Source organism: Ottowia beijingensis (assembly GCF_013423955.1).
In the GTDB taxonomy this organism is placed as follows: domain Bacteria; phylum Pseudomonadota; class Gammaproteobacteria; order Burkholderiales; family Burkholderiaceae_C; genus Ottowia; species Ottowia beijingensis.
Genome location: NZ_JACCKX010000001.1, coordinates 294,728 through 306,636 on the forward strand (window position 1 = coordinate 294,728; position 11,909 = coordinate 306,636).

Sequence of the window (11,909 nt, forward strand, 5' to 3'; positions counted from 1 at the left end):
GCGCGAGCAGCTATTCAACCCATAGCGTCAGAGCATCCGGTTGACGGCGTTCAGCATCAGCATCACGCCGCTGGCAACGAGCAGCGCGCAGATCACGCGGCGCAGCGTGGCCACCGGCACGCGGTGCGCCAGCGCATGGCCGACCAGCACGCCAATGACGGCGATCGGCAGCAGCACCAGCAGGCGCTGCCACATCAGCGGGCTCGACAGGCGCCCGTTGGCCGCCATCATCCCCAGCACCATCAGCACGGCGACCACGATCAGCGCCGGCGTGGTGGCGCGCATGGCGCGCGCGTCAAAGCCGCGCCGTGCCAGCCAGGCCAGCAGCAGCGGCCCGCCGGTGGCGAACAGCATCAGCACCCCACCCACGCCCGCGCCATACAGTGCGCCCAGGCCGGGCCGGGGCGCGGGCGGCGCCACTGCAAGCACCGCGCGCTGGCGCAGCGCCTGCACGCCCACCCAGGCCACGTAGGCGCCCAGCACCAGCAGCGGCAATGCCGAGGTCATGCGCGTGGCCAGCCACAGCCCAATCAGGCCGCCCGCCAGCATGCCGGGGCCCAGGTAGCGCAACTCGCCCCAGCGCACCTCGCGCAGGTTCAGCCCGCCCATCAGAACCGACGCCACCACGTCCATCACCAACACCAGCGGCACCACGTCCACCAGCGGCCAGCGCCAGGCCAGCAGCGGCACCGAGATGAGCGCCGAGGCAAACCCGGTCAGGCCCAGCGCCACATAGCCCAGCGTGACCACCAGGGCGGGATAGGCCATGTCGGCCCAAGCAAATTCCATGATGGGCGCGAGCATACCTGTGCGCGCTAATCGCGCAGGCGTTCATCGACAAAGCGGCGCAGCACCTGCATCACCGGCGCCTCGGTGCGGCCAGCCAGGCGCACGTAGGCAAAGCGCGCGCCAGCCACCAGCGGCGGCGCCATGCGCAGCTCGGCCAGTTCGCCCGCCTCGATGCCGGCGCGCGCGGCGGCCACCACGCCCAGGAACACGGCGTCGGTCTGCCGCACCGCGTCGAGCAGGCTGCCCACGTCCTCGCACACCAGCGCCGCCATGCGCGCCGGATCGGCGCCGGGGCCGTAGTGCGCGACGAAGATGCGCGCCACCTCGTCCGACAGCGGCGTGGTGGCCACGGGATAGCGCATCAGTTCGTCGAAGGTGACGTCGTCGCGCTGCGCCAGCGGGTGCGCGGCGCGGCAGACGAAGCCGCCGCGCAGCTCGGTCAGCGGCTCGATCACCAGGTCGGCCGCGGGCGCGATGCGGCGTGCGTCGATCACCAGCGCGTCCAGCTCGCGCTGGCGTAGCTGGTGCACCTGCAGCTCGGTCGAACCGCGGGCGATGGCCACGCGCACCTCGGGGTAGCGCGCAGCCACGTGGCTGAGCAGCGGCGTCATCAGCAGCGCGCCGGGGCCGGAGCCCAGGCCGACGCGGATGGTGCCCGCCTCGCCCTGGCGCAGCAGCTCGGCGCTGCGTTCGATCTCGGCCGCCTCGAGCACGATGCGCTGCGCGCGCGCCAGCACCGCCTCGCCCAGCGGCGTGAGCGTGCTGCGCCGGCCGCTGCGGTCGATCAGGCGCGCGCCCAGTTCGTCCTCCAGCCCCTGCAGGCTGCGGCTGAGGGCCGATTGCGTCAGGTGCATGCGCTCGGCCGCGCGCGAGAACGAGCCTTCCTCGGCCAGCGCCATCAGGTGTTCGAGTTGCCGCAGGTTCATCGTGCGATGACTTTATTTCATTGATAAGTTGAATTCAATTCATTGGACACATGAAATGACATGCAGGATAGTTCACATGTCGCCCTGGTGACGCTTCGTTTTCCGCCCTTTCTGGAGCCCCGACCATGCCCTTTGCCCGCCGCCACCTGATGCAGTTTGCCGCCGCCGCCCTGGCCACCCTGGCCTTTGGCGCTGCCGCCCAGAGCTACCCCACCAAGCCCGTCACGCTGCTGGTGCCCTACCCGGCGGGCGGGCTGTCGGACAACATCGCGCGCAAGGTCAACGTGCCGCTGGCCCAGGCGCTGGGGCAGCCGACCATCGTCGACAACCTCGGCGGCGCCAGCGGCAGCATTGCGGCGCAGAAGGTGCTGCACGCGCCCAGCGACGGCTATCTGGTCTACCAGGGCTCGCCCAACGAGCTGATCCTGGCGCCGCTGGCGGTGCCGTCGATCAAGTACAAGTCGGAAGACTTCCGCCAGGTGCACCGCATCGCGCTGGCGCCCATGGCCATCTTTGCCCGCGCCGGCCTGCCGGTGGCCAACGCCGACGAGCTGGTGGCCTACGCGGCCAAGGTGGCCAAGGAAGGCAAGCCGCTGACCTACGCCAGCGTGGGCGTGGGCTCGTTCTATCACCTGCTGGGCGCCAAGATGAGCAAGGACCTGGGCATCGAGATGTCGCACGTGCCCTACAAGGGCGCGGCCGACGCCTTCCGCGACCTGGCGGGCAACCAGGTGGACATCTTCATCACGCCCTACGGCCTGGCGCAGACCGAGTTCATCAAGCAGGGCAAGCTGAAGGCCGTGGCCGTGCTGACGCCGCAGCGCCAGCGCCTGCTGCCCGACACGCCCAGCACCACCGAGAGCAAGGCGCTGAAGAACTTCACCGCCGAGATCGGCACCGGCTACTTCGTCAAGCGCGACACGCCCGAGCCCATCGTGCAGGCGCTGCACAAGGGCCTGCAGAAGGTGCTGACCGATACGCAACTGCGCGCCGGCCTGTTCGCCATGGGGCAGGAGGTGTCGCCCGCGCAGACGCTGGCCGAGGCCGACAGGTCGTACAAGGACGAGATCGCCGCATACCGCGCCATCGCCAAGGCCATCGGCCTGCAGCCGGGGCAGTGATGCCGCAGCACTGATCGCTCAGTGGAGGAACGCAGGCGCCAGCTCCCACGGGACGAAGGCCCGGCGCCGTGAGGTGGCCGGGCTTTGGTTCGTGTGGGGTGCGGCGTGGCCGGGTGTGTCACGCCCTGTGGGACCGGGCTTGCCCGCGATGGGGCGGTCAGGCTCGGCGATGCGCCGCCATCGCGGCCAAGGCCGCTCTCACAAAGCCCGGCGAACCTATACTCCCCAACATATCCGCCGCCAGCGCCCGTCAGTCGGGCGCCACAACCCTATACCCCCAATAGATTCCGCTTCTTGATATTCAGCACGGGTCCCGTCAGCGCATCGCCTCGCGCTCCATCCGCCCCGCTCCCACAGGGTCCGGCAGACACATACTCCCCATATGCACGCCGCCAGCGCCTGTCAGACAAGCGCTGAAGCCACATACTCCCTAGCCTACTGATCGCCCAAGCACCAGCGCAGCCACTCTCAGCGCACCAGCTCGCGCGCCAGCCGGTTCACGCGCGTGCCCCGGGTCACCAGCGCGTCGACGATGCTGAAGTGGTTCAGCCCCGGCAGCGCGGCCGCCAGCGGCACGCGCTCGCGGCCCCAGGCCTGCTGGATCAGGCGGTTCTGGCGCAGGTATTCGCCGCTCTCGTCGCCCCCACCACGGCCACGAAGCGCCCGCGCGCCGGCGCCGGCAACCGTGCCGGGCTGGCGTCGTGCACCTGCTGCGGCGTCAGGCGCAGTGCCTCCTGCAGGCTGGGCGTGTGCATCAGCGGCGCCAGGTCGTACAGGCCCGACAGGCCCATGGCGCGCTTCACCACGTCGGCCGGCAGTTCGGGGTCGAACACCTTCCACGCGCAGGCCAGCATCATGGCCGCCAGCTGGCCGCCGGCCGAATGGCCGATGACGCTGATGCGGCGCGGATCGGCGTTCAGTGTGCGCGCATGCCGCCAGCTCCAGCCCACGGCGCGCGCCACCTGCAGCGTGATCTGCGGAATGCTGGCCTGCGGGGCCAGCGTGTAATTGGGCACCACCACGGCGGCGCCGGCATCGTGCAGCGCGGCGGCGATGAAGCTGTGGACCGATTTGTCCAGCGCCTTCCAGTAGCCGCCATGGACGAACACCACCAGCGGCGCGCCCTTGCCCTTGGCGGCAAAGGCGTCCAGCCGCTCGCGCGGTGCGTCGCCGTAGGGCACGTCCAGCTCGCACGGCAGACTGCGCCGCGCCAGCGCCGATTCGGCCGACCAGCGGGCTAAGTGGTCGCCGTGCTCCGGCACCCGCAGGCGGTTGTTGTACATGCGCTCCAGCCACTGGGTGTCGGGCTGGTCGCGGCGGGAGGAATCGTTGAGGCGCGCCATGAGTGACGCCATTGTCGCAAAAGGTTTCGCGCTGGCGGCGGCTGCCCGCACTTTTGCATTGCAGCCTAAAATGGCCTGCAGCGCCCATCTGGCGAGCGCAAGCAGCTATCAACAAAGGAGCAACAAGATGAAACTGGCACTGCTGGGCACCGGCCGCATGGGCTTTCCGATGGCGCGCCGGCTGTGCCAGGCCGGGCACGCCGTGCACGTGTGGAACCGCAGCGCCGACAAGGCCTCGCCGCTGGCCGCCGATGGCGCCACCGTGCACGCCAGCGCCGCCGAGGCCGCTGCCGCGGCCGACATCGTCATCGGCATGCTCGAAAACGGCCCGGTGGTGGCCAGCGTGCTGTTCGACCAGGGCACCGCCGCCGCGATGCGCCCCGGCACGCTGTTCATCGACATGGCCTCCATCAAGCCGCGCGAGGCGCGCGAACACGCCGCGCGCCTGGCCGAACGCGGCGTGGGCCAGGTCGACGCGCCCGTCTCCGGCGGCACCGTCGGCGCCGAGGCCGGCACGCTGGCCATCATGGCCGGCGGCGCAGCCGACGACTTCGCCCGCGCCGTGCCGGTGTTCGAGTTGCTGGGCCGCGCCACCCACGTCGGCCCGGCCGGCGCGGGGCAACTGGCCAAACTGGCCAACCAGATGATCGTCGGCATCACCATCGGCGCCGTGGCCGAGGCCCTGCTGCTGTGCGAGAAAGGCGGCGCCGACCCGGCCAAGGTGCGCGAGGCCATCGGCGGCGGCTTCGCCGAAAGCCGCATCCTGCAACTGCATGGCGAGCGCATGGTGACGCGCGACTTCGCGCCCCGCGCGCGCATGACGGTGCAGCTCAAGGACATGCGCAACGCGCTGGAAACCGCGGCCGACATGGGCTTTTCGGCGCCAGTCACCGAAGCGCTGGAGCAGCTGTACGCCGACGCCATCGACCACGGCGACGCCGACCTGGACCATTCCGGCCTGTTCGTCGAACTGGCCCGAAGGAATGGCATGACGTGACGAGCGCTCGGGCCGCCTGACTCCTTCCCCCGCTGGGGAAGGCCGGGATGGGGGCCAGCCCGGTTGAACAGCACCCGGCCGTGCCCCACCCCGCCCTCCCCCAGCGAAGGAGGGCCCATCAACCACCATCACCCCACTCACGAGCGAAAAACCCATGAGCCTGCACCGCCAACTGCAACAACGCGCCGCCAAAGGCCGCCCCATCCGCGTCGGCCTGATCGGCGCCGGCAAGTTCGGCAGCATGTACCTGGCGCAGGTACCGCGCACGCCGGGTGTGCACCTGGCCGCGATTGCCGACCTGTCGCCCGACAACGCACGCGCCAACCTGCAGCGCGTGGGCTGGGCCGCGGAACGTCTGAACGCCACCTCGCTCGACGACGCCCTGAAGTCCGGCACCACCCACCTCAGCGACGACTGGCAGGCGCTGGTGCGCCATCCGGCCATCGACGTGGTGGTCGAATGCACCGGCCACCCCATCGCCGCCGTCGACCACTGCCTGGAAGCCTTCGCCCACGGCAAGCACGTCGTCAACGTCACCGTCGAGGCCGACGCCTTCTGCGGCCCGCTGCTGGCGCGCCGCGCGGCCGACGCCGGCGTGGTGTATTCGCTGGCCTTTGGCGACCAGCCGGCGCTGATCTGCGACCTGGTGGACTGGGCGCGCACCTGCGGCTTTCCGGTGGTGGCGGCCGGGCGCGGCCACAAGTGGCTGCCGCACTTCTGCACCAGCACGCCCGAAACCGTGTGGGGCTACTACGGCCTGACGCCCGAGCAGGCCACGCGCGGCGGCCTGAACCCGAAGATGTTCAACAGCTTCCTCGACGGCAGCAAGCCGTCGATCGAAAGCACCGCCGTGGCCAACGCCACCGGTTTGGCTGTGCCGAGCGACGGCCTGCTCTACCCACCCGGCAGCATCGACCAGATCCCCAACCTCACGCGCCCGCGCAGCGAAGGCGGCGTGCTGGAGCGCAAGGGCATGGTGGAAGTCATCTCGTCCCTGCGCCCTGACGGCACACCCATCGACTACGACATCCGCATGGGCGTGTGGGTCACGGTCGAGGCCGAGACCGATTACATCAAGCACTGCTTCGAGGAATACAACGCCCAGACCGACGACAGCGGGCGCTACTTCACGCTCTACAAGCGCTGGCACCTGATCGGCCTGGAAGTCGGCCTGAGCGTGGCCAGCGTCGCCCTGCGCGGCGAGCCGACCGGCGTGGCCACCGGCTGGCATGCCGACGTCGTGGCCACCGCCAAGCGCGACCTGAAGCCCGGTGAATTGCTGGACGGCGAAGGCGGCTACACCGTCTGGGGCAAGCTGCAGCCGGCGGCCAAGTCCGTCGCCATGGGCGGCCTGCCGCTGGGCCTGGCGCACGACGTGAAACTGATCCGCCCGGTGGCGCAGGGCCAGTCCTCACCTGGGCCGACGTCGCCATCGACACCGGCACGCACGCCTATCGGATTCGCCAGCAGATGGAATCCCTGCTGACACCAGACAGCTGAGGCCCGCGCTAAAATGCACGCACCTTCGTGGGGGGTAGCTCAGCTGGGAGAGCGCGTCGTTCGCAATGACGAGGTCGGGAGTTCGATCCTCCTCCTCTCCACCACAAACCCTTCTTTCAAGCGGCCTCCGGGCCGTTTTTCTTTCACACCCACAAATAAACCCCGGAACGGATTCGCCAACCTGGACGTTGCCGGGGTCTCGAGAGTCAGGCGGCGGTGTCCGGTCGTCGGGCTCACGCAATCAGGGAGCCGCTGAGGGGATGCGGTAGAGCCTTGCGCTCGCTCGATACACTCGTTCACATGGCCTCCCAACCCGCCCTGTCCTCCTTCATCTGGGCCGTCGCCGACCTGCTGCGCGGCGATTACAAGCAGTCCGACTACGGCAAGGTGATCCTGCCGTTCACGGTGCTGCGCCGCCTGGATTGCGTGCTGGATTCAACCAAGCCGGCGGTGCTGGCCGAACTGGCCGCCAAGGAAAAGCTCGGCGTCAACCCGGCCCCGTTTCTCTCGCGCATCACCGGCCGGCAGTTCTTCAACGCCAGCCCGCTCGATTTGAAGAAGCTGCTGGGCGACCCAACCCACGTCGCCACCAACCTGTTCGCCTACATCCAGGGCTTCTCGCCCGAGGTGCGCGACATCTTCGAGCACTTCGAGTTCCAGACGCAGATCGAGCGCCTGTCCAAGGCCGGCCTGCTGTATCAGGTGACGGAGAAGTTCTGCCAGATCGACCTGCACCCCGACAAGGTCAGCAACGCCGACATGGGCACCGTGTTCGAGGAGCTGATCCGCAAGTTCGCCGAACTGTCGAACGAAACCGCCGGTGAGCACTTCACCCCGCGCGAAGTCATCCGCCTGATGGTCAACCTGCTGTTCGTCGAGGACGACGAGGTGCTGGCCAAGCCCGGCGTGGTGCGCACCCTGTACGACCCCACGGCGGGCACCGGCGGCATGCTCAGCGTCGCCGGCGAATACCTGCATGAGCACAACCCCAAGGCCAGCCTGGCCGTCTACGGGCAGGAGCTGAACCCCGAGTCCTACGCCATCTGCAAGGCCGACATGCTCATCAAGGGGCAGGACGTGGCCAACATCGTGTTCGGCAACACCCTCAGCGACGACGGACACCCCACCAAGACCTTCGACTACATGCTCTCCAACCCGCCTTTTGGCGTGGAATGGAAGAAGGTCGAGCGAGAAGTGCGCAAGGAACACCAGGACAAAGGCTTCGCCGGCCGCTTCGGCCCCGGCCTGCCGCGCGTGTCGGATGGCTCCATGCTGTTTTTGCTGCACCTCATCAGCAAGATGCGCCCGGCCACGGAAGGCGGCAGCCGCTTCGGCATCGTGCTGAACGGCTCACCCCTGTTCACCGGCGGCGCCGGCTCGGGCGAGAGCGAAATCCGCCGCTACGTGCTGGAGAACGACCTGCTGGAGTCCATCGTCGGCCTGCCCACCGACATGTTCTACAACACCGGCATCGCCACCTACGTGTGGATTCTGTCCAACCGCAAGCCGGCGGCGCGCAAGGGCAAGGTGCAGCTCATCGACGCCAGCGGCATGTGGCAGAAGATGCGCAAAAGCCTGGGCAGCAAGCGCAAGGAACTGTCCGACGCCCACATCGACCGCATCACCCGCCTGTTCGGCCACTTCGAGGAAGCCAGCGACCACGACGCCGACGGCAGCGCCAGGCCCATCAGCCGCATCTTCGACAACGAGGACTTCGGCTACCACAGCATCACCGTGGAGCGCCCGCTGCGCGGCGAAGACGGCAAGGTGGTGCTGGGGCAGAAAGGCAAGCAAAAGGCAAGCCCCAGCCCGACATCAGCCTGCGCGACACCGAGAACGTGCCCTACAAGGACGACATGGCCGAGTATTTCAAACGCGAAGTGTTGCCGCATGCGCCCGACGCGTGGATCGACCCGGACAAAACCAGGGTGGGTTACGAGATACCGTTCAACCGGCATTTCTACGTGTTCAAGCCACCCCGGCCGCTGGCCGAGATCGACGCCGACCTGAAGGCCAGCACCGACCGCATTCTGGAGATGATCAAGGGGCTGTCGGCATGAGCTTTGCGCGGTATCCGGCGTACAAGGACAGCGGGGTGGAGTGGCTGGGGAGGTGCCGGCGCATTGGGAAGTCCACCGCCTCAAACGCTCAGCCCAACTGCTAACTGAGAAAACCGACCGTCGAACTAATCCAGTTGCACTTGAAAACATCGAAAGCTGGTCAGGCAGATTTGTTCCGACCGACACGGAATTCGCAGGTGATGGCGTCGCGTTTCAGCATGGCGACATCCTGTTCGGGAAACTTCGCCCATACCTTGCAAAGGCGCTACTCGCGCAAAACGAAGGAGAGGCGGTCGGAGACTTCCATGTCATGCGACCACAAGAGGGCGCGATTCCGCGCTTTCTCCAATACCAGTTGCTGGAGCAAGCATTTATCGACATCGTGGACGGCTCCACGTTCGGCTCGAAGATGCCACGCGCAAGCTGGGAGTTCGTTGGCACCATGCCGCTGCCAGCGCCCCCACCTTCGGAACAAACCGCCATCGCCACTTTCCTCGACCGCGAAACCGCCAAGATCGACGCGCTGGTGGCGGAGCAGGAGCGGTTGATCGCGTTGCTGAAGGAAAAGCGCCAAGCCGTCATTTCGCACGCCGTCACCAAGGGGCTTGATCCGTCGGTGCCGATGAAGGATTCGGGGGTCGAGTGGTTAGGGAAGTGCCGGCGCATTGGGAGGTCGTTCGCATCAAGCATGTCGTCGCATCCATCGAACAAGGGTGGAGCCCGCAGTGCGAAAGCTACCCGGTGGAATCCGCAGATCAATGGGGCGTACTCAAGGTGGGTTGCGTCAACGGCGGCGTGTTCAATCCTGACGAAAACAAAGTGCTACCAGATGACTTGACGCCAGTGCCGGCTCTGGCGATTCGTGCTGGCGATGTACTGGTTTCTCGTGCTAACACGCGTGAACTGGTTGGGAGTGCAGCGACGGCGTTGATGGACTATCCCAACCTCCTCCTGTGCGACAAGCTCTATCGGCTGCGCTTGAACCACAAGATGGACGCTCCTCAGTATTTGGCGTACTTCCTTGGCTGTTTGCCAGTGCGGGAACAGATTGAGTTGGCCGCCACGGGCGCCAGCAGTTCGATGCTGAACATCGGGCAAGCGACGATTCTGGAACTGCGTTTACCGCACCCCGATGTGGAAGAACAACTGGCGATCACTGCGCATCTCGACGCAGTGACGGCACGCATGCGCGATACGGCGACAGAGGCAGAGGCAATCATCGCCGCCCTCCAAGAACGCCGCTCCGCCCTGATCTCCGCCGCCGTCACCGGCCAGATCGACGTGCGCTGCACGCCGGAACAAGCGCCATGAACTCCTGTTCTGATAGCTGCTTGCGCTTGATGGACAAGGGCCAGAGCCTGTTTTGACCCAAAAATTACCCCATGCGTGGTCGCCCATGACGCCACCCGAAGGACCGCCAGCGCACAGCGCGTAACTGAGCAAAAATCCCCGCCCCCTCGGTTTCTGAACAAAATGTCGTCCCGCTGAACATTTTTCGTCCGCTGGCGTCCTGTGCCGTCTGCTTTGGGTGCACGCCTGAAAAAAGTCAGCCTTCATCCCGGTTCTGAACAAAATGTCGTCCCGCTGAACATTTTTCGGTCCAAGACACCCCGCATGAACGCCCCCATCGGCTACGCCTGGCTTCAGCAGCACCTGCAAGCGCCCGACTTTCTGGGCGAGCAGCGCGCGCGCTGGCGCCGGTGCAGCGGCTGGAGCGCCTGCCGGGCGGCACGCTGCTGGTGCCCGCCCGCCTGGCGCCCGCGCCCGACGCGCTGGCGCACGCACTGTTCGCCATCAAGCACGAGGGCGTGCGGCTGGACTATCTGGCCGCTGCGCTGCGGCAAGTGCCCGCGCAGGCCATGCTTGATCTGGTGGCGCGCACGCCCAACGGCGGCTACGTGCGCCGCCTGGGCCTGTTGTGGGAGCAGTTCAATGGGCAGCCGATTGACGGGCTGGGCGCCGGGCCGCAGGTGTCGGCGGCTTACGTGCCGCTGTTCGACCCGCGCACGCATCTGGTGGGGCCGTCGCGCCGCAACGCGCGCTGGCGCGTGGACGTGAACGGCCTGGGCGACTGGGGCTTCTGCCCGCTGGTGCGCCGCACGCCCGCCTTGCAGGCCGCGCTGGATGCGCAAGTGCTGGCGCGTGCGCAGGCCTTTGCCGACAGCGTGGGGCCGCAGATGCTGGAGCGCGCGCTGTCGTGGGCCTACCTGAGCGAGACCGAGGGCTCGTTCGCCATCGAGCGCGAGACGCCGCCGCAGGACAAGGCGGCGCTGTTCGTGGGCCTGCTGCAACGCGCGCACGACCGCCAGCCCCTGACCGAAGACTATCTGGTGGCCTTGCAGAACGCGGCGGTGACCAACCCGCTGGACCGCGCGGTGCAGTTCCGCACCGAGCAGAACCGCCTGCAGGACAGCCGCCTGGGTGCGGCCGGCGTCACCTATGTGCCGCCGCCGCCCGAGCTGGCGGCGGAGCTGATGGCGCACCTGATGGCGCTGGCCAACCAGCGCCCTGCCCCGCTGGACGCGCTGGCCCACGCGGCGCTGGTGTCGTTTGCGTTCGTGTTCATCCACCCGTTCATGGATGGCAATGGGCGCCTGTCGCGCTTTTTGACCCACCACGGGCTGGGCCAGGCCGAGGCGCTGCCGCGCGGGTTTCTGCTGCCGGTGTCAGTGGCGATGAAGCGGCACGAAGCCGACTACCTGGCGGCGCTGCAGGCCTTCAGCCGCCCGGCCCGTGCGCTGTGCCAGGTGCTGTGGGCGGGCGATGACGACTACACCTTTGACTGGGCCGCCGGGGCGGACACGTGGTTCCGCTACATGGACGTGACCGAGGGTGTGCGCTTCACGCTGGAGATGGCGCTGGCCGCGCTGGAGACGCACCTGCAGGGCGAGGTGGCCTTCCTGGCCCTGTTCGACGAGGTGAGGCGCCACATCGAGGCGCGGCACGACCTGCGCGGCAGCGACCTGGCCACGCTGATCGTGACCATCTGGCAGAACGGCGGCGTGCTGTCAGCCACCCGGCGCAAGCGCTTTGCCGAGCGCGTGCAGGGCCACGTGCTGGACGCGATCGAGGCGGCGGTGCAGCGGCGCATGCGCGGGCAGCCGCTAACCGATGATGACAATGACTGACAACGACCACGACTATTGAGAATTCCGTAATTCATGACACGCTGT

8 protein-coding genes, 1 tRNA gene and 2 pseudogenes are annotated in these 11,909 nt (G+C 67.8%); 8 read left to right on the forward strand and 3 right to left on the reverse strand.

Annotation, left to right across the window (positions count from 1 at the left end; genetic code table 11):
• Nucleotides 1-27: 27 nt before the first annotated feature.
• Nucleotides 28-789, reverse strand: a complete 762-nt coding sequence (locus H0I39_RS01500) for a sulfite exporter TauE/SafE family protein (protein WP_180549326.1) — start codon at nucleotides 787-789, stop codon at nucleotides 28-30.
• Between the two features lie 26 nt (nucleotides 790-815).
• Nucleotides 816-1,715, reverse strand: coding sequence for a LysR family transcriptional regulator (locus tag H0I39_RS01505; protein ID WP_180549327.1), 900 nt, complete (start codon nucleotides 1,713-1,715; stop codon nucleotides 816-818).
• A 125-nt stretch (nucleotides 1,716-1,840) separates the two neighbouring features.
• Between H0I39_RS01505 and H0I39_RS01510 the strand changes: the two genes are divergently transcribed.
• On the forward strand, nucleotides 1,841-2,836 hold the full coding sequence (locus H0I39_RS01510) for a tripartite tricarboxylate transporter substrate binding protein (RefSeq protein WP_180549328.1): 996 nt from the start codon (nucleotides 1,841-1,843) through the stop codon (nucleotides 2,834-2,836).
• A 602-nt stretch (nucleotides 2,837-3,438) separates the two neighbouring features.
• Here H0I39_RS01510 and H0I39_RS01515 read toward each other — a convergent pair.
• Nucleotides 3,439-4,179, reverse strand: a complete 741-nt coding sequence (locus H0I39_RS01515) for an alpha/beta hydrolase (protein ID WP_307776750.1) — start codon at nucleotides 4,177-4,179, stop codon at nucleotides 3,439-3,441.
• Between H0I39_RS01515 and H0I39_RS01520 the strand changes: the two genes are divergently transcribed.
• The 7 genes and pseudogenes from H0I39_RS01520 to H0I39_RS01545 all read left to right on the forward strand — a co-directional run bounded on the left by H0I39_RS01520 (nucleotide 4,178) and on the right by H0I39_RS01545 (nucleotide 11,864).
• Nucleotides 4,178-5,176 carry an NAD(P)-dependent oxidoreductase gene (locus H0I39_RS01520; protein ID WP_180549329.1) on the forward strand — a complete coding sequence of 333 codons (999 nt, stop codon included), beginning with the start codon at nucleotides 4,178-4,180 and terminating at the stop codon, nucleotides 5,174-5,176. The two genes, H0I39_RS01515 and H0I39_RS01520, sit on opposite strands and share 2 nt — an antisense overlap.
• Nucleotides 5,177-5,330: 154 nt before the next feature.
• A pseudogene (locus H0I39_RS01525) lies at nucleotides 5,331-6,676 on the forward strand (NAD(P)H-dependent oxidoreductase).
• Nucleotides 6,677-6,705: 29 nt separating this feature from the next.
• Nucleotides 6,706-6,780 (forward strand) — tRNA-Ala (locus H0I39_RS01530).
• Between the two features lie 196 nt (nucleotides 6,781-6,976).
• A pseudogene (locus tag H0I39_RS01535) lies at nucleotides 6,977-8,736 on the forward strand (type I restriction-modification system subunit M).
• Between the two features lie 52 nt (nucleotides 8,737-8,788).
• Nucleotides 8,789-9,574: a restriction endonuclease subunit S domain-containing protein gene (locus H0I39_RS21285; RefSeq protein ID WP_257646268.1), complete on the forward strand. Its 786-nt coding sequence runs from the start codon at nucleotides 8,789-8,791 to the stop codon at nucleotides 9,572-9,574.
• Nucleotides 9,532-10,047, forward strand: a complete 516-nt coding sequence (locus tag H0I39_RS21290) for a restriction endonuclease subunit S domain-containing protein (protein WP_307776751.1) — start codon at nucleotides 9,532-9,534, stop codon at nucleotides 10,045-10,047. Before H0I39_RS21285 ends, H0I39_RS21290 begins: the two co-directional genes overlap by 43 nt.
• Before the next feature lie 389 nt (nucleotides 10,048-10,436).
• A complete protein-coding gene (locus H0I39_RS01545; protein ID WP_308645731.1) occupies nucleotides 10,437-11,864 on the forward strand; it encodes a Fic family protein in 1,428 nt (475 codons plus the stop codon).
• Nucleotides 11,865-11,909: the final 45 nt, after the last annotated feature.